Source organism: Candidatus Thorarchaeota archaeon, from assembly GCA_021498125.1.
Lineage (GTDB): Archaea > Asgardarchaeota > Thorarchaeia > Thorarchaeales > Thorarchaeaceae > B65-G9.
In genome coordinates, this window is record JAIZWL010000004.1 from 14,904 (window position 1) to 33,993 (window position 19,090).

Consider the following 19,090-nt stretch of genomic DNA (forward strand, 5'->3'; position numbering starts at 1 on the left):
ATACCACCGCCGTGTTAGACCTCTTGCAAATATTATTCTATGATCACTCCCGCAGATTGGGGGCGACCTTCTTGAAGGCCTCCACGTGCTTTTCGATGTCTTCTTCAGTATGCTGAACGGACACCAACCATTCCTCTTCTGGACCATAGGCCATTGGAAGAATTCCTTCATTTGCCATGGCTAACCAATATTCTTGGAACTTGACCTTGTCCGCTCGAAGCCAGTCACGATAGTTTTTCACAGGGGGCTTTGTGAAGAGGATTCCTCCAACTGCATTAATCCCCTGAACTGTGGCATTCAGTTTGTTATCGCTGATGATGTCGTCATACGCTGAGAGCAACATCTTCCCCAGCTTTTCAACCCGGTCGTATGCCTCCTTCGTGAGGATCTCGGTAAGGGTTATTTTGCATGCACGAATTGAGAGAGGATTGGCCGAGAAGGTACCAAAGAGTCCTTCACTTCCAATTCCGCTCATTATCTCCTTTCTTCCGCCACATGCACCAATGGGCAGTCCACCACCAATAGCCTTGGCCATCGATATAAGATCAGGCTTCACATCAAAATACTCAGAAGCCCCGCCAGGCGAGAGCTTGACCCCAGTCTTGACCTCATCGAAGATCAGAAGAACATTGTATTCCTCTGTCAGTTTTCTTAATTCTTTCAGGTAGCCCTTGTCAGGAGGGATCACACCAGCATTCATCATCACGGGCTCAACAATTACTGCAGCCACTTCACCAAGATGCGCCTCTAAGATGTCACGCATTGCGTCAATATCGTTGAACGGAGCTATGAGAGTATCTTTCACCGTACCCTCAGTTATACCAGCACCATAGGGAATGGGGCTGGGACGCTTATTTGGGCCGGCCTCGCCAAGGGTCGGACGCTTGCTGATGTGTAGAGTGTCGAAGAGCCCATGATAAGCACCCTCGATTTTAACAATCTTGTCTTTTCCGGTAAAACGTCGGGCCAGCCGGATAGCATACAAAGTTGCCTCAGTCCCCGAGTTGACAAATCGAAGTTTATCAATTGGAAAACGATCTTTGAGAGCCTTTGCTGCCGTGTAGATCTCTTCAAAGGGCAACCCGAACATAGTACCATAGTCCAGTTGATCTCGAAGACCTGCGATTATATTGGGGTGGCTATGTCCAACAAAGAGCACACCCCAACACAGGTTGAAATCAATGAACTCATTTCCATCAGCATCCCAGACCTTTGAACCCTCAGCCTTCTTCACAAAAATAGGATGAGGATCATAGGTAGGAGCTGAACCACCGATACCTCCGGGCAAGAGGGTAAGTGCCTCTTCATATAATTTCCCGGATTGCGGTGTCTTCTGCGCATAACGCTCAATATTATCTTTCATGAACGAGTCCGTCACTATTATCACCCGCAAAACGAATTAGTTTGTCTGTAAATAGTACGCCTAAACTTGGATATAACAAATAGCATACAGCTATCACACACCCTCATTTTAGACCCAGCCTCTTTGCCACAAATTCTGGAAAGTCCAACATCTCAATATCGCTTCCTGTACGTTCGACAGATTCGCGAAGATTGAAAGTGCAAAATGGACAAGCAGTAGTCAAGACAGAAGCACCAGTCTCTTTTGCCTCGGAAACACGTGCATCTGCAGCGCCCCGTGCAAGATCACGATTCGTTGATCTCACTCCACCTCCAGCTCCACAACAAGAGGCATTCTCTCGGTTTGTGTACATCTCTCGTAACTCCACGCCGGGAATATCCTGCAATGCCTCTCGTGGCTCATCATAGATGCCCATGTGACGCCCAATATGACAGGGATCGTGATATGTCACCGAAATAGGTTGACCGTCAGGGAATTCGAGGCGGCCTTGTTCGATGAGTTCCTTTAGAAGGACTGGAAAATGAACTACCTCGAAAGGAAGAGGTTCCGACAGAATTTTGGGATAATCAACAGAGAAGGTACGATAGCACCCCGCACACGCCGTGACAACTCGATCTGCACCTGTCGAGCGAATCGCCTCGACATTGTGAGTAGCAAGTCTCTTTGCCTCTTCAACATGACCAGTACGTAGTGCCACACTTCCGCAACACCATTCATCCTCACCGAGCACCGTGAAATCGACACCGGCCCGTTTGAGAATCTTGATTGTTGACTCTGCAATGCTGGGAAGTCGATAGGTTGCCATACAACCAACAAAGTATAGAATCACAATTGTGCCTCCATAAGTTCTTTGAGCCAATTTCGCTTCTTGGGATCTTCACCAAAGGGGTTGTGTACGGTACGAAGATTCTCAGCAATCTTGTTTGAGACCGGATCCCCGTAGCCTCGTTGAACTAGTTCTGCCCGAGCCGCTTCAACCACGACAGTTATGTCAAGACCGGATAGACAGGTAGTCTGGCAGTTTCCACAGGTAGTACATTCATACAATCGTTCTGTCAGCTCACTCCAGTCCAGCCACCCCTGTAACAGAGAGAATAAAATAGTCATCTTGCCCTTCGCGCTATTGGATTCAAGTGTGGTCTGTTTGTAAATAGGGCAATTGCTCTGACACAGTCCACAGCTTACACACTCCATAATGATATGACGATAATCTTCAAGACCCATTTTCCCTCACCTCCAAGCGTCCTCATCCGTTACGTAGGCAGAATGGATTGGCCGCACATCCTTGTCACGTTCCTCTGTCTGGAGACCCATCTTTTGTGGATTCAATATCCCATGAGGGTCAAAGAGATCCTTTATCCTTCGATCAATCTCCAGTTTTGTAGGACCGACTGCTTGAGAAACATATGGATTCTTGACATAACCAAACCCATGTTCAGCACTGACAACACCGCCAATACTTATGACATAGTCCAGTATCTCTTTCTCAGAAAGCTTCACTGCACGCCAATGCTCTTTATTATCAGGATCAATCAATACTGCGGGATGAATAATTCCAATCCCAGTATGACAGAACACGGCTGCTATGATATCATGCGAACGGATAATACGACCAATCTCTCGAATAGCCTCGCTCTGCTTTGAGAGAGGTACACATGGATCCGCAGCTGCGAAACCCACCTCACGATAACCAGGATAAATTCGGACAATGGCCACATCAATCGCCAAGCGGGGCGCCCACAACTTATCGATGGTCTTCGGGTCTCGCGCAATGATGATATCTTTTCCACCATGCTCACGAAGAATTTCGGCCATGAGATTGGCCCGACGCTCTAGGTCGGATTCATCATAAGCATGAAGATCACCAACAAAATTGGCCTCACATTCTGGAAATCCGAGATTCATGACATCATTGATGGTCTTGACAGTATACCCATCAGTCGCCTCCAAAGTAGCCGCTTCAACGCCCCTCATCGTAATCTCATGAGACGCTTTAACTAACTCGTCCAAGTCGTCAAAGAATGCTCCAACACTCGCCTCATATTTTGGACGGGGGATCAGGTTAATGGTCGCCTCTGTGATGATCCCCAATGTTCCTTCTGAACCAGAAATGAGGGATGCGAGATTATAGCCCATGTTGTATCGCGGAGCTCTTGTGCCAACATGTAATACAGAACCATCGGCCATTACGACTTCGAGTTCACGAATCCAAGGGCTTACCCGTCCGTACTTGTATCCATGATGCCCATTTGAGTCCGATGCGAGTATACCTCCAATGCTTGCTGCATCATGGCTGCCCACATCATGAGGAAACATCAACCCGTGATCAGCAAGTGCTTTATCCAATGTTTCATACCGTACACCAGGTTGCACTACTGCAAGAAGGTCTTCCACACTTATTTCCAATATTTTATTCATGCGGCTCGTGTCCAACACGATTCCACCCGAAACAGGTAGTGAGGATCCCTGAAAAGAGGCACCACCACCCCGTGGAGTAATCGGAATCCTCAGTCTATCGGCCAGCTGTATAATCTCAACGACCTGCTCTCGATTCTCTGGGAACACAATAACCTCAGGAGGAGCAAAGTATGGAGTGAGATCTCTCGCATAAGCCACAAGATCGACTCTCGAAGTAACAATATTTTCAGGATTCAATATCTTCCGTAATTCAACCACGACATCCGACAACAGTAACAGCCTCCGTTCATGAGAAACACAAATACCTCATCTGACGTATTTTCGAATCAGTTTATAGACAACGAACAATACGATTATCAAGCCAACAATCCCACCATATCCAGTGAGAACATGTTGATCAAAGTAACTCAAGAACACTGAGAGGTAGGGAACTCCTAGGAGGAAAGTATTGAAGCTTTGAAGCCATACATCCACGCCAAGAGTAGTGGAGATATTGATCACCCACGTAACAATGAAGGTGACTATCAAGACAAGATAGTCCCATAAGAGCTGCGCCTGATAAAATTGCAAATAGATTATAAAAGCAAAAATAATACCTACTGCTAAAAAGCCAAAATAATCGACCCTCTTAAATGAGATGTCCTCAATGTAGGTACGTTCTGGCTTTGCTCCAAACGCGCGGGCATTAATAGCGACCTCGAGATCCATCGCGCGTCTAAACATCAAAAGTATAAGCGGCGTTATGATTGGGATATAGGCCCGTCTGATTTTCTGATAGAAATTGGCCTTGTCGATGTCAAAACCTCTAATCTTCTGCGCATCAATAATAGCCTTCCAGCTATCTTGAACTAGTGGAACAAATCTCATGGCTGTGATAAACATGAAGATTATCTTCTGAGGAATACGAACTTTTGCAAGGGCTGCATTCAATCGCGACATCGAAGTGGTCATTGTAAAAATTGGAATTACAGACAGGACTGCAACAATCCTCGTGCTGACAAACAGGCCGAATAATACACCGCCAGCCGTGAGAGCACCATAATTTGTGGTGCCATCTGCTGAAGGCCAGTCAAAGAACTGGAACAAGACGGTCTGATCACCGAACCTGTATGTAAGACCTTGTAGAAGCATGAGGAAAAGAACCATGTATTTTAGAAGACTAAGCAATATTCCTAGACTTCTCAATTCCACTTTACCAACAATCCACCAGAGTGTGGCAATGAGAATCCATACAATAACAACAGCAAGTTGCGTCACATTATTCATGGTCAAAGCGTAGATGAGGGCGACACCAACATACGCCATCTTGACAAGAGGGTTCATTCTGTCAAGGGGAGTGTCTTTCTTGATATATTCGAACGCCATCTTACGCACTCCCTCCTTCAAAGATCTCGACCATTTCTTTGACCGAGAGTAGTAATTTCTCAATGCCATAATCTTTCAATAAGAGAGAGAGTTCAGCGATCTGTGGAGGACGGATATCTGCCGATTTCAAAACATCAGCCATTGCAAATACATCACGAGTTGGTCCGTCCGCCAGTATCTTCCCACCACCCATAACTATCACTCGTGGTGCATATGTTGCAATCAGATCCATATCGTGGGAAATCATGACCACGGTCTTGCCTCTCTTTTGCATATCCATTGCTATCTGACAGAGCTTGTGACGACCATCGTAATCCTGAGCTGTTGTTGGTTCGTCAAGAATGAGTATTTCAGGATCCATGGCTATGCCAGCAGCAGCAGCCAGTTTTCGCCGGTCTCCGAAACTAAGGCGGAACGGAAATATGTCACGCATTTCCTCAAGACCGACTTCTTTCAATGCAAAGTCCACACGCTTCTTTACCTCTTCTTGTGGGAGCTTGAGGTTTTTCAGTCCGAACTCGATCTCTTTCTCTGTACTGATCGAGAATAATTGGTAATCAGGATTTTGAAGAATCAATGACACTGTTTTTGCAAGTGCTCCAGTGGTCATCCCTTTAACATCATGCCCTTCGACTCGTACGGCTCCTTCTGTAGGCGTGAGAAGACCAACAAAATGTTTTACAAGAGTAGTCTTTCCACTGCCATTCTGCCCAATTATTGCGACAACCTCTCCCTTGCGAACTTGGAGAGAAACCCCTTTAAGAGCAGTGACAGGCACTCGCCCGGGATAAACAAAGACAACATCATCTACATCAATAACAACATCAGTAGTAGGCGTGGGTGGAGGTTCTGGTTCGGTCCATTTGATCTTAAGGAAGCCCTCATCAAGAAGACCCTTAAGAAGTTCAAAAGCCTCCTCCAGCGTAATTGGGATCCCACCTCGCGACTCGTATTTTTCCTTGAACCCTGGGATCTTCTTCTCAAGGGCCTTACAGAGCAAAGTCACATCGGGGGGATTAACACCGATCTTAGATAGTTCTTCAGTTCGCTTAAACACTTCTCTGGGTGGACCGTAAGCAAACTGCTTTCCCTTGTCAAGCACAAGCACTCTAGATGCTAAAGGTGCAATTTCTTTTGTCTTGTGTGTAGAAACAATAATCGTCAGGTCTTCTTCGGAGGTGAGCCTATGAAGGGTCTCAAGTATCTCTTTTGTTCCAATTGGATCAAGCTGACTAGTAGGCTCGTCGAGGACTAGGAGCTGCGGCAACATGGTCAGAGCGGCACCAAAAGCCACTCTCTGCTTCTGCCCCCCACTGAGCTCTTTAGGACTACGATCACCCATCTCTTGAAGACCACAAATCTCCTTTGCGAATTCCATTCTTCGTAGAATCTCTTCGCGAGGGATACACAGATTCGCGGGGCCAAATGCGAGCTCTGAATCAACGTCATTCGTTACAAACTGCGTTTCAGGATCTTGAAGGACCATGCTCACATGAAATGCGAGTTTAATAATCGGAGTTTCCCAAGGATCCATACCAGCAACGTAGACTTGCCCTTTCTCAGTACCAGCATAGACGGTGGGAATAATCCCATTGAGATGAAAACACAGAGTCGTCTTTCCTGAGCCATTAGCACCAAGAATGGCAATTACTTCTCCTTTATTCACATCAAAATTAAGTTTGTCAAGAGCTTGAGGGCCTCGCTCGTAAGTAAATGAGAGATTTTCAACGGTGACAAGGGGATTGTTGTTCATTTTTTTAATTCACATCCAGATGCAAGCTGAAAGGTTAGGGCGCGGGGCGGGGGGAATAGAAAAGGTGAGGCCCCAAAAAAAAGGCCTCACAAGATTTATGCTAGATTTTACCAAATGGCGCGGGGAATCCTTGGTAGGCCACTTCGCTTCATTGCCTCGACAATAGCAATTGCAATTATTGTGGTAATGATTGCCAGAGTTGGCACCCACCAACTATACGCAATAAATGTTGCAATGCCAAGTGCCACCGAGTACGAGAAGAGGTACCAGTACACCAATGCCCATGGTAGGAACCACATTTCCAAGCCCATGAGCACCGCCAAGAAGACACCCAGATATTGGAATTTTGGTCTTTCATCTCTAGACCATTTTGGAATCATCGACTTACCCAACGGTGTAAACTCGATGATCAACCATGGCAACCAAAAGATTGCTCCTGCCAACAATACTGTGATGTTCCATGTCTCCCCAGTAACACCAGGCCAGATGTATGGCCAGACAATACCATAGACTGAAGTCACAATCATTGCAAGCAGTGACAAAACCCAATACTTGTTGTCATCTGAATTAATGAATAATGCGACGTAGACTGCTGGGAGAATACCAGTTAATAAGACATCAACTGGCCCAAGAGGGTAGGTTGCGGGGCTGATAAACATTCCAATAACGCCGCCAATGATTGCAGCAAGGATTCCACCAATGGGACCTAGAACAAGTGGACCAATCGCCTCAAATACGACACACAGTGGGAGAAAACCCCCACCACCAACGTATGGGAAGATTGGCACCAGAGCAAGAGCACCGTTAATTGCACCATATACTGCAATAAAAGCAATGCTCGCGCCGCCATAACCCATTGGGGCTCGTTCTCTAACGCGTTCTTCTGTCATCTCATATCTCCTCCGGAGCTAATGCTGGAGTAAAGAGATGCATGTTATTAATGCAGACCGAGTATATATCATTTTTTGATTGTAAAAACAGGATTTATCACCTAGATTGGCAATAATATGAATATTTGTCTGGCTATTTCAGGGGATAAGTCTTTATAAAAAGCACACAAATAGATAGTAAAAAACATCAGGTTCGTTTTTGCAACACTACCGCTTAGATATAGGTCTCAAGATCTACGGCTATTGAAAAACCATCAGACGCAGCTACGGACAAAAATAGTCCAACATATTGGATTCATGGATCATAATCCATACAAAGAATTTTTGTAAAAATACCTGCCTGCATTGTTAGCCTGAAGAGAATTAATGAAGTTCATCCTAAATACTCTAAACGTACAGGTGAATTAAACATATAAAATTGATGAGACAAGTTCACCGAGGCCATGTAAAATATTAGTAAAAGGTGGTGGCCCATCCTGACCGAATCAGGAGGGCCTGAATGAATAAAATATATGTCACAAATCAATTACTTCGATTTCACTTTGTGATACCATTTCATGATCGCATTGACCGTCGCAGAAATTATTGGATATGCCAGCGGAGATGCGGTCAGGAGAGGATGAGTCCCAATCTGCAATGCATCAATCTCCAGATCTGTCATTCTGTTCTGGACCATCACTGACAACAGATTGATCATCTCACCAACAGAGTCGCCACCACGAATCTGGGCTCCAAGGATCTGATGGGAGTATCGTGCGAAGAGAAGCTTCACGTACACCTTACTAGCGCCCGGCAGTTTTCCGGGATGTCGATCTGGACCCTCGTGTGTCCCAACAACATAGTCAATGCCTGCGGCCTTGGCCATATCCTCAGTAAGGCCAACAGAGGCAAAAGCGACATCACAGACCTTAGTTGAGAAGGTTCCCAGAAAGCCCAAGAACTCCTTGATCACTTTTATTCCAAAGAGGCCAGAACCTACCAGCCTGCCCTGAGCCATAGCAGTTGACGCAAGCATCAGTTTTGTGTAATCGGCTGTCAAAAAGTGTCTCTTTGTCGTGCAGTCCCCAACAGCATAGATGTCCTTTATCGAGGTCCGCATATATTCATCAACAACGATCCCATACCTCTTGTCTACGGCGAGCCCAATCTTCTCAGCCAGTTTCAGGTTGGGACGATAGCCAACAGCCACAATGACGATATCAGCAGGATATTCTTTGCCATTCTCAAGAACTACTTTCTCCACCTTTCCGTTGCCAACAATATCCTTTACTGAGAGACCAGTAACAACCTCGGCACCTTTCTCGCTCAAGATGTCGCCAACCATGTCCCCAAATTCCTTGTCCATAGACAATGGCAGAGGAGATGCAAGCTTTTCGACCATGACGACGTTCTTTTCGGCCCGCAACAGCTCATCGGCGGTCTCCACGCCTATGAAACCGCCACCGACAATCACAATATTCTTACTCTCACCAAGCCGCTTCTTGAGTTCTTTCAGGTAGTCCATCTCCTTCCTGATGAAATAGACACCATCAAGATCGATACCTGGAATCGGGGGCACGAATGGTTCAGTACCCACAGCAAGAACCAGCTTGTCGTACTCGATCTTTTCACCACTCTTCAACTCGATAATCTTCGCATCACCATCGACATTTACTGCTTCGTCAATCATGAGCTCGATCTTGTTCTTGTCCAAGGGTGCATCCGGCAATATGTTATCTTCAACAGAAGCGAGAGTATGCAGCACATACGGGATACCACAAGGGATTAGAGCAGTCTTTTCTCGGCGAATTAATAGAATACTCTTCTCGGGATATGTATTCCGTGCAGAAAGAGCAGTCATTACTCCACCTGGACCGCCACCAATTATGACCACGTCGTGTTTTTTCATAGGTACCTACCTCGTTGTGGATTACTATTCATACGATAGGTGAGTCGAGCGCCGATTTCTTAACGTTATAAAGTTTCACTGTGAGGCAAAAATAAATTCAAATCATTTAACAATATAATAAAAAATGACCGGCCGTATTTAATCACGGTCGCTTGGAAAATAATGATATATGTGAATGATTGTTCATATGTTCATATATCCACTTGTAGTGAATTCGGGTACAAAAGAGCCGTAGCGAAAATTTTTGTACGAGCATGACAGATACTAACATGAGGTGAGAATATTCAAATGACAGAAGTGATTGTTCTGATCAATGTGAAGGCGGGCACTGTTCAATCGGTAATCAATGATATAGCAAAGATAGAAGGTGTCAAGAAAGTAGACATGGTAACAGGACCGTATGACATAATCGTCTATGCGGAGATCCCAGCACGCGACAAGCTGAGACGATTCGTCACGGACATCCATGAATATGAGGGAATTGAAAAGACCGAGACCTGCGTGGTGCTCTAAACCAAGAAACGCAGAAAGAACATACTGGTGGAGAGAGGGGAGCAGACTATTTTGTCAGAACTCGGGCATATCAACATAGTGAGGTTCACGTCTGTAATTCTCTCTGAATGATCATTCATCCTACAGACACGTTCCAGAGAGGGGGATAAGTCTTAGAGCGTGAGAACAGTCACTTTGGTTCAGGGATCAAGTCCTGCATCAGCAAGCAACCACTCATATACACTCTTCCAGATCTTACCATCCTCGCGCATTTTGTTCTCGAAATTATTGATAGAGATGTACTTTTGAAGGGCACTTTGCGCAGCCTCCGGAAATACGCCATGTTCGACTTCGCTTAGTAAATCAAGAGCAGCAAGGGCCTGTTGTATCTTCAAAGAGATATCACCTTGGATAGGTAGCAAGTGGCTGGGATCTTCTCTACTCAAGAGTGTCATATCATAGATTTTGAAGATTCGCTCCAGCTCCTCAATAGGGCTGGGATGATCATCGACTCGTACATCAACATAGCGATCGGTCCCACCTTCATACCCACCGCCCTCACGTACAACAAGGATTGCCGCAGACTGCATACCACGACGGTCACCACCTTTGGCCTGCCCTGCTCTCAATGCAGCAAAGAGCTTATCGATCAAGTCGCCCTCTGTGGACTCGTAGGCCTCAGCCATTGCCGTGACGACCTTCTCTGAAGCAAGAATGTTCCCCTGACATGTGTAACCGTCACCAGTCACGTGTCCTGCCCAGTCCATGCATTCGTCACCAGTGTAGGCAACGGCACGACCAGCAGCATCAACAATTCCGACCTGCCTATGTTCAGCACCGTCATCATCAGAGAGGAGGGACTGAAGTACCTCTTGTGCGGTCATACCTCTCGCCAACATATCGAGTCCACGTGGACCATAGGAGACATTGGCCCAAGCTTGTGTGGCAATGGCCCCGACATTGGCTTTTGCCCATGGCACAATGGATCCGACCGCAGGAAATTTGCTCTGGACAATTACTCCAAGATCACTGGTCTTCGGATCACGCGCAACAATAGAGAATGTAGATGGTCTCGCAGACATTGTACGGTCTCCTAATCTATTGTCCATTCATCATACTCTAAGCAATTTTAATATGCCCCCTGTTCTCTGTCACATGAGGATGCACGTCTTGAGATGGAGAATGCTCATAGCCGCTCTTATCATCTGTTTTTTAATCGTAGGTGTAGTTGTGATCTACGTATACGTCATTAATAGACCTCCATTCGATACTACAGCTCCCATAGTCATCATTACCAGCCCATCTGACGGGGACTCACTGGCAGGGACTGTCACCATATCCTTTACCGCAACAGATGAAACCTTCATCAATGAAACTGAGATCTACATCGATAATTCCCTTCGGGCCGCCACGACAACGTACATGTGGAATACAACCGCTGAGAAAAACGGTAATCATTCAATTCTCTGCCGTGCAGGTGATAGTTCCGGTAACTGGGGGCAAGCCGTCATCACGATCGTTGTGAATAACAGTCCGCCTTCACCACCACCAGATGAAAATGTGACACAGACAACCTATACAGATGCCTTCAAGGTCATGAGCTATAATATCGAGGAGAGTGGGGCAAACGAGAATTGGAAAGAGGTCGTAAAAGAGGAGAACCCGGACATTCTTGTTCTCATCGAAACTGGCACATTCGATGATAACGGAAATGAAACACTTGACGAGATAGTATCAGAGTTCAACACGTATTTTTCCAATGAACTCCCGTATGAGGGATACTGCACTCAGGGCATCTCCTACTCGACTGATGGAGAGGCTATATTAAGCAGATTCCCCGTGATCGAGTTCAAGCAGATTCCCATTGTGAAACTCGATAATGGAAGCAACTACGATGTCACACATGATTTCGTGGACGCTGTTGTGAATGTTAGCGGAACAGACATGCATGTGATAGGAGCCCACCTGAAGGCAAGAGATGGAAGTAGCAATGAATGGCGGCGGGAACGCGAGACCGAGGGAATCATCAATTATATGGATGGTCTAGGAAATGTTCCAATTCTGTACATGGGAGACCTCAATTCGTTTTCGCCCGATGATACAGGGAGCCTTGCGCCCCATGGCGATCTCGGTTATGGGCCTATGACCATGATGCTCTATCCCAACGATCCCACCTATGGTCAATACGCCTCGGCAGTCCACAATTTCACTGATGTCTTCCGTACGCTGAATCCAACAGATCCCGGGTACACATATGGCCATCAGGATGCATACTATTTATCACGAATCGACTTTCTTGTAACGAACCAGTTCTTTAGTGGGCGACTGATCAACTCCACTGTTGGCGACACACCATCAGCAGATACAGGCTCGGACCATTATTGCGTGGACGTGTTCATCAGAGCCAATCTGACCACACATCAAGATCATGAGCCACCAGCAAAGGTCACAGGATTGACCACAGCAGATGTCAGCTTCTCAGAGATCAATCTCTCATGGACCCCAAATAGTGAATCGGACATCTCACACTACCGTATATACCGAGATGGAATATTGCTCGCTCAGATATATGATAACACATACAATGACACCGGTCTCAACCAGTCAACTTCATACGTCTATGAGGTCTCAGCAGTGGATACGAGTCTGAACGAGGGGCCACGCTCGGACCCATTAAATGTCAGCACCACAAGTAAGGGCGATCCGGATCTTGTGGTCATTAACGAGTTCCTCCCTGACCCGGACACCGTATACTCTGATGAATGGATCGAACTCTACAACCCTCAAGATGTTGATGCCAATATCTCCGGCTATTTTCTCGACGACATCGCAATAAATGGCTCAAACCCATACCTCATCCCGAAGGGGACCGTGATCTCAGCACACGGATACCTTGTGTTCTACAAGAGCACAACAGGAATCAACCTCAACAATGTGAACGATACTGTCAATCTCATCAGACCGGATGGGATCACAATCATTGACACATACGAGTACAACAGTACAATGAACGACATAAGTATCGGACGTGAGACAGATGGTGGAGACACGTGGACAACATTTTCGTTTCCGACGCCCGGCGCATCTAACACGAATGAACGTGTTCCGGCTGATGCAGTGGTGATCAATGAGTTTTTGCCAAGCCCCAATACGCTCTATACAGAAGAGTGGATCGAACTCTATAATCCGCTCAACGAGTCTGTAGATATCTCACGATACATACTTGATGATATCGTGACTGGCGGCTCTGGCCCCTATACGATCCCATCCGGAACCATCATTCCGGCCAATGGCTTTGCTCTCTTCAACTACACAACAACCGGAATCGCCCTCAATAATGCAGGGGACAACGTGACCCTCTTGCGACCGAACTACAGAGAGATCATTGATTCGTATTCGTACAACTCGTCTACCAGCGATGTGAGCATTGGTCGTATCACTGATGGAAATGCGACTTGGACAACATTTGTCTCGCCCACACCAGGAGCATCCAATGTACACTCCAGCTCGGCTGCTGCCGATTCAATATGCATCAACGAATTTCTCCCGGACCCCGATACGTTATACTCCGAAGAGTGGATCGAACTCTATAATCCGCTCAATGAGTCTGTTGATCTGTCAGGATACATACTTGACGACATCACGGGTGGCGGCTCCAGCCCCTATACGATTCCTTCGGGAACAATCATCCCCGCATTTGGATTTATACTATTTAATCAGAGCACAACAGGGATTGCCCTCAATAATGCAGGGGACACCGTGAACTTCTTGAAACCCGATGGATCTACAGTCGTGGATTCACACGCATATAATTCATCAACGGATGATGTGAGTATCGGCCGTACAACAGATGGAGGGGCCAATTGGACCACCTTTATCGCCCCAACACCGGGTGCGTCTAATGTAGTGCCAAGCTCTAATGCTGATGCGGTGGTCATTAACGAGTTCCTACCCGACCCAGACACGGCATACTCGGAAGAGTGGATCGAACTCTACAATCCATTGAACGAGTCCGTTGACATATCAGGATACATTCTGGACGACATAACATCCGGAGGCTCGAGTCCATATACGATTCCCCAGGGGACGATCATCAGCGCTTACGGTTTTGCTCTCTTCAACCAGAGCACAACGGGAATTGCTCTCAATAATGCGGGGGACACCGTGAACTTTCTCAGTCCCAATGGCACGGTACTCGATTCATATACATACAACTCCTCATCTAATGATGTCAGCTATGGTCGTAGTACTGATGGTAACAGCACATGGAAGACCTTTGCCTCCCCCACACCGGGTGCCAGCAATGGAGCATCACCATTGTTGAGCAATGATATGCTACTGAAGAGAGGATCACCCGAGATAGTCGATCTAAGGATTCAAACATCAACAGAGCAGTGTTCACACAAGAGAGGCCCCAATCATCTTGAAGAGAGGTTGCCCCACCGTGGCTGCGATTATATTCGAGATAGCGGGAATATAATCTGGTAGTTTAAGCGAGATATCTACGGAACTGGTAATGTACTTGGCCAGCCCCGGATAGTCTGTAGAGAGCTGCGATGCAATAGAAACAGCAGCATCTCGATTCCCGACGATAACATGCGAGATAAGCTGGCACCACGGCCTGACAGCACGGATATCAGGGTTCCCAAGGTGAAGCAGGTTCTCAAACCAAGGTTGATCACGCAGCAAGGCGAATCCACCAAGCACTTCACGGTCATCCGTGTATCTGCTAAAGGTCTCTGCTGCTTCGACCATGAATCCAAGAAGCAAATTCACAGCCTGTTGGGAACCTAGTGAGAACGATGACACATCACCACCATCAAGTGACCAGATGATCCCATGAGTGATATATTGCAGAACGAACATCACCGCCTCAAAAGTTCGCCACTCTTCAAAAGAGATCAACATGACATTGAAGAGGTCATGAGCATGAGGGAGGCGCAGACTGCCCAGTGCTGCCAAGATATCACTCCGGTAACGTTCAGAATCGGGCAGGTCATATTTCCAAAAGAAACGATAATAGTTCATACTGACCGAGAGCTGGAATACCGCATGTTCAATTGGTTCGTCACTGGTCATCGAATAGATTTCATCGATAATTCGATCACAGGGCATCTGCAAAGAGATATCGAACTTCAAGTGGGAGAGCAAATCACGAGCGGTCTTTGCCCGATCTTGGTGCAGCACATGTGCGCCGCTGATCAAGTACTCATCAGATAGGATGATTCCTAAGTTATTAAGTAACTCAAGTCGCATAGAATTTACAACCAATCATTTTAGCAAGCCTTTCTCAAGTAGTATAATATAACTCATATAAATCGTGACACGATAAATCAAAGAAAATAATCTATTACAAAATGCAATCCAACATCAAAACATAATTTTTGAGAGGGCGGAGAGAGACCTCTAAGGGCACTCTACCTTCTCAAGTTCATCTGTACAGATCTTGCGATTTTCGGGGTCTTGGACCTTTGCAATAGCCTTCTTTGCAAGGGCCACATACGACTTGCAGCTCTCTCCATCTCCAAGAACGGCATGCGCCCGCGCAAGAGCCTCATACGCAAAAGGGAGATCAAAGTCAGCAAAGACCACAGGTTCTTGCATGACGAGCCCCTTGTCCGCCCGCGTGATAGCAATCTCATCCTTCGACTGAATTAGATCAAGACAAGTGGTTGCATGGGCAAGAGCCAGCTCCCCAAGCCTCATTGCATTATAGACTCGTGAAATCATGTATTCGGCCCGCGCACGGTGCACGATCGTCCCGATTTTGCTCCAGTGAAAACGTGACGTGAACGCCAGCCCAAGAGCCTCATCACGTTCTTTTTCGTCAGGAGCATCTTTGTCAAGAATGGACCAGATCGCATTATTGGTTTCCGTTGCAAACTTTCTATGGAACTCCTGTAATTTTGTCTGTTCCTCTTTCAAGATAAGGACCAACAGTACTTGATATCCGAATCAGATTACTCTTTTCCTTGATGGCCAACAATCATCGATTTGATAGAGTCAATGGTGCCTCTAATGATTGCAACAGGCATGGCCTTTGCATTGGTCGCTGCACCTACCTCGCCATTAACATCGGCAACAATCAGACCTGCTTCGGAACCAGTCTTCTCCACTAACAATGAAACCCCTCTCTCAGCAGCCTCCTGCGGAGCAACTCCCTGTTCAACGTAGCCGGCCGTGGTATAACTAAGAATGACGCGCATGATGTGCTCGCCATACCCTGTTGCTGCAACCCCCACCTGATCATTCGCATAGGCTCCAGCACCCATGACCGGGGAATCACCTACCCGACCGGGGATCTTCTTTCGAATGCCACCAGTCGATGAGGTTGCGGCAATACGCCCCTCAGAATCCACCACAACACAACCGACCGTATCGGCAGAAGCTGCGTCATCAGTCGAAGGAATCTTGGAGTGATCAAGAACACCAGGGTTGGTTTCCTTACGGTATCCCTCCTTCATCATCTGGGCATAGACTCGCTGAGCATTGGGACCCGCGAAAAACTTGTGCGGTGTCTTTTCCATCACATATCGAGCCAAGGATATTGGATTGTAGATCCCCGTCACAGCAGCCACCGAACCAAAGTCAAGCGTGCTACCATCAATGATCATTGCATCAAGCTCTTGAATCCCATCATTATTCCGTGTGGCCCCAAGTCCAGCATTCAGCTGACCACAACTCTCCATAAACGCCGTACACACTTCTGCAGCATCCAGTGCAGATCCTCCAGCCATCAGGACTTCCCATCCGGCACGAGCTGCCTTCTCTACATTCTCAAGACCTATCGGAATGCGTTCGTCCTTCCAAGCACCAGCACCGCCATGTACAATGATTACGGGTCTCATGATGATTGTCTCCAACAACTAAGATTCGACATTGCGACCACTTAGCCTTTCAGGCTCGGTCAATGAACGAACGTAGACCAGTATCCACAATATAAAAAATATACGAAACTTGTAAATCAGTAAAGTGCCGTGTCTGCACATGACTTTGAGTGCAGACGAGAATAGAGGAACCTCTCATCGGGAGACCTCTTAGGCAGGAACAGCTACTACATACGCATGGCTCAAGAAGAGGCTCTTTCCCAGTATCTTGCAGTTGAGACCGCCGGAGGCCCCTCATGGCATCCGGACAAACAGCAGATCGTCTTCACATCAAACTCAGCAGGCGTATTCCAGATCTTTAGAACCCCACTGATCAACAACATCGCTGTCTGGCCTGACCGCCTGACATTCTCTGAAGACAGATGCACCAATCCCAGATATCTACGAGATGGAAGCATCCTGTTCACTCGTGATAGAGGTGGAGATGAGAATTTTCAGATCGGATACATCAGTCCCGAGGGAGAAGACCTCACATGGCTCACCTCCAGACCCGAGTCTAAACATAGGTTTGGGACCTTTGGCAAGACCAGATATTATTTCCAAGCAAATATCGAAGATCGTGGACGACTTGATGTCTACGAACATAGATTTCCGGTGCGTGATACCGAACCGGAATTGATCCATCGCCCAGAAGCGGGACTTGTAGTTGCAGCCGCGCTCTCAAAAGATGAGCGGTTGCTAGTCATGGAAAAATATCTCGGAAATGCAGAACAAGAACTCCTGCTCTATGATGAGGGGACGGTCACAGACCTCACAAAGGGGCTATCTGGCAAGAAGAAGAACAGATGGTCGGTCATTCGATTTCTTGATGATGAGACCCTGTTGGTGGTCACCGACTACGAGGCAGACATCAAGCGTCTGGCCCTGTTAGATCTGAGTGGCGAACTGACAAAGATACCAACAATTGAAGAGAAGTTCAAGTGGGAATTCGAAGAGGGAACATATGATCCTAACTCGGAATACACCTACTTTTTCACCAACGAGGATGGTTACAGCACCTTGTATAGAGGTACATTCACACCGGACGGTGGAGCCGAGATCGAAGCGCTGGAACTGCCTATTAAGGGAGGTCTCGAACACGGGGACGCTCGATCGTTCTCACGAGGTGCATCGCTCTCACCTGATGAGAGATACCTTGCCATGACCATCTCGACTCCAACCGAACCAACAAACATCTGGATTCTAGATACACAGACTGGCGAGTGTTGGAAGGCCACCAATGCAAGTGCTGCGGGAATCAATCCACGGACCTTTGCAGATGCCACACTTCATCGTTTCTCAAGTTTCGATGGCCTTGAGGTGCCATATTTCAAATACGTGCCAAGAGGAGAGCGACCTGAGAATGGCTGGCCCGCGATCCTGATGATCCATGGAGGGCCTGAGTCGCAGAGCAGACCGACCTTCAATCCAGTCCTACAGTTCTTTGTGGCGGGGGGCTTTGCGGTCATCACACCTAACATAAGGGGCAGTACTGGCTACGGCCGCACGTATATGGACTTGGACAATGTTGAGAAGCGCCTTGACTCGATCAAAGACATCAAGCATCTTGCGCTCACCTTGAAAGAGAGAGACCCAGACATCGATGGCGAACGACTCGTGATCTATGGAGGGAGCTATGGAGGTTTTGCTGTCCTGTCTGCAATAACGGAGCACCCTGACCTATGGAAGGCCGCAGTAGACATCGTAGGCATTTCGAACTTTGTAACATTTCTACAGAACACTGCGCCTTGGCGAAGATCACTGCGAGAAAGCGAATATGGTAGTCTGGAGAAAGACATGGACATTCTGAGGAAGATCAGCCCAATCCACAAGGTGGACAGAATTGTTGTACCACTCTTCATCATCCAAGGCGATAACGACGAACGTGTACCACTCACTGAGAGCATTCAGATCCACGAGAAAATGCGAGAGAGAGGCGTGCCTGTGAAGATGTTACGCTTCCCTGATGAAGGACACGGCCTTGCAAAACTCAAGAACCGTGTGAAGGCCTACTCTGAAGTTCTTGAGTGGCTCAAGTCGATGGTATGAGTGAGT

Annotated in this window: 15 protein-coding genes; 3 read left to right on the forward strand and 12 right to left on the reverse strand. The window is 47.1% G+C overall.

Features of this window, described 5'->3' with window-relative positions; all coding sequences use genetic code 11:
• Positions 1-43 precede the first annotated feature (43 nt).
• From K9W43_10250 to K9W43_10285, 8 genes are all read right to left on the reverse strand, one after another.
• The gene (locus K9W43_10250) at positions 44-1,363 is read right to left on the reverse strand and encodes an aminotransferase class III-fold pyridoxal phosphate-dependent enzyme (GenBank protein MCF2137598.1); all 1,320 of its coding nucleotides are present in this window, start codon (positions 1,361-1,363) and stop codon (positions 44-46) included.
• A 103-nt stretch (positions 1,364-1,466) separates the two neighbouring features.
• Positions 1,467-2,192 (reverse strand): (Fe-S)-binding protein, encoded by a 726-nt coding sequence (locus K9W43_10255; protein ID MCF2137599.1) that lies wholly within the window; start codon positions 2,190-2,192, stop codon positions 1,467-1,469.
• Positions 2,189-2,587 carry a (Fe-S)-binding protein gene (locus K9W43_10260; protein ID MCF2137600.1) on the reverse strand — a complete coding sequence of 133 codons (399 nt, stop codon included), beginning with the start codon at positions 2,585-2,587 and terminating at the stop codon, positions 2,189-2,191. Before K9W43_10260 ends, K9W43_10255 begins: the two co-directional genes overlap by 4 nt.
• A 6-nt stretch (positions 2,588-2,593) precedes the next feature.
• Complete coding sequence (locus tag K9W43_10265) at positions 2,594-4,051, reverse strand: FAD-binding protein (GenBank protein MCF2137601.1); 1,458 nt, start codon at positions 4,049-4,051, stop codon at positions 2,594-2,596.
• Positions 4,052-4,087: 36 nt separating this feature from the next.
• Entirely contained in the window at positions 4,088-5,146 is a 1,059-nt protein-coding gene (locus K9W43_10270; GenBank protein MCF2137602.1) for an energy-coupling factor transporter transmembrane protein EcfT, read from the reverse strand.
• Between the two features lies 1 nt (position 5,147).
• Complete coding sequence (locus K9W43_10275) at positions 5,148-6,899, reverse strand: ATP-binding cassette domain-containing protein (GenBank protein MCF2137603.1); 1,752 nt, start codon at positions 6,897-6,899, stop codon at positions 5,148-5,150.
• Positions 6,900-7,006: 107 nt separating this feature from the next.
• Entirely contained in the window at positions 7,007-7,789 is a 783-nt protein-coding gene (locus K9W43_10280) for a hypothetical protein (protein MCF2137604.1), read from the reverse strand.
• A 526-nt stretch (positions 7,790-8,315) separates the two neighbouring features.
• Positions 8,316-9,677 (reverse strand): FAD-dependent oxidoreductase, encoded by a 1,362-nt coding sequence (locus K9W43_10285; protein ID MCF2137605.1) that lies wholly within the window; start codon positions 9,675-9,677, stop codon positions 8,316-8,318.
• 288 nt (positions 9,678-9,965) lie between these two features.
• Here K9W43_10285 and K9W43_10290 point away from each other — a divergent pair, with 288 nt between their 5' ends.
• On the forward strand, positions 9,966-10,190 hold the full coding sequence (locus K9W43_10290; GenBank protein ID MCF2137606.1) for an Lrp/AsnC ligand binding domain-containing protein: 225 nt from the start codon (positions 9,966-9,968) through the stop codon (positions 10,188-10,190).
• 179 nt (positions 10,191-10,369) lie between these two features.
• Here the strand turns inward: K9W43_10290 and K9W43_10295 are convergent, their stop codons facing one another.
• A complete protein-coding gene (locus tag K9W43_10295; GenBank protein MCF2137607.1) occupies positions 10,370-11,251 on the reverse strand; it encodes a DUF1028 domain-containing protein in 882 nt (293 codons plus the stop codon).
• 88 nt (positions 11,252-11,339) lie between these two features.
• Here K9W43_10295 and K9W43_10300 point away from each other — a divergent pair, with 88 nt between their 5' ends.
• Positions 11,340-14,657, forward strand: coding sequence for a lamin tail domain-containing protein (locus K9W43_10300; GenBank protein MCF2137608.1), 3,318 nt, complete (start codon positions 11,340-11,342; stop codon positions 14,655-14,657).
• Here the strand turns inward: K9W43_10300 and K9W43_10305 are convergent.
• The 3 genes from K9W43_10305 to K9W43_10315 form a co-directional block, all read right to left on the reverse strand.
• Complete coding sequence (locus K9W43_10305; GenBank protein MCF2137609.1) at positions 14,568-15,425, reverse strand: hypothetical protein; 858 nt, start codon at positions 15,423-15,425, stop codon at positions 14,568-14,570. The genes K9W43_10300 and K9W43_10305 overlap by 90 nt on opposite strands.
• A 150-nt stretch (positions 15,426-15,575) precedes the next feature.
• On the reverse strand, positions 15,576-16,094 hold the full coding sequence (locus tag K9W43_10310) for a hypothetical protein (protein ID MCF2137610.1): 519 nt from the start codon (positions 16,092-16,094) through the stop codon (positions 15,576-15,578).
• Positions 16,095-16,129: 35 nt separating this feature from the next.
• Positions 16,130-17,017 carry an isoaspartyl peptidase/L-asparaginase gene (locus K9W43_10315; GenBank protein MCF2137611.1) on the reverse strand — a complete coding sequence of 296 codons (888 nt, stop codon included), beginning with the start codon at positions 17,015-17,017 and terminating at the stop codon, positions 16,130-16,132.
• Positions 17,018-17,233: 216 nt separating this feature from the next.
• Here K9W43_10315 and K9W43_10320 point away from each other — a divergent pair, with 216 nt between their 5' ends.
• On the forward strand, positions 17,234-19,084 hold the full coding sequence (locus K9W43_10320; protein MCF2137612.1) for a S9 family peptidase: 1,851 nt from the start codon (positions 17,234-17,236) through the stop codon (positions 19,082-19,084).
• Positions 19,085-19,090 lie beyond the last annotated feature (6 nt).